The sequence below is a fragment of the Paraburkholderia sp. SIMBA_054 genome (assembly GCF_046534875.1).
In the GTDB taxonomy this organism is placed as follows: Bacteria; Pseudomonadota; Gammaproteobacteria; order Burkholderiales; family Burkholderiaceae; genus Paraburkholderia; species Paraburkholderia hospita.
In genome coordinates this window covers 1-236 of the sequence record NZ_JAWRXV010001717.1, presented here as the reverse complement: position 1 = coordinate 236, position 236 = coordinate 1, and the positions used below count along the sequence as shown (strand labels likewise).

Here is a 236-nt window from a genome sequence, read left to right as displayed (position 1 = left end):
CGGCTGCTTGAGGCGTCTCGAAGCGACGTGCGCAAGGTACTGGTTCGCGCCCACAGCGAGGGCTGGGTTGAGAAGGAGGCGGGTTACGGCTGGCGTTTCCTGCCGATGATCGATTCACTTGACGCCTACGACGACATGTATTCGCTTCGGGCCGCGATTGAGCCCGCCGGCATCCTCAGTCCAAAATTTCGGCCCGTTCTGGAGGAACTGCGCGAATTGCGCCGGGAGCAGCAAGC

Annotated in this window: 1 pseudogene; it reads left to right on the top strand. The window is 62.3% G+C overall.

The features are described from left to right. Positions 1–27: 27 nt before the first annotated feature. Positions 28–236, top strand: a pseudogene (locus tag SB822_RS60975) (GntR family transcriptional regulator); the annotation flags it as partial.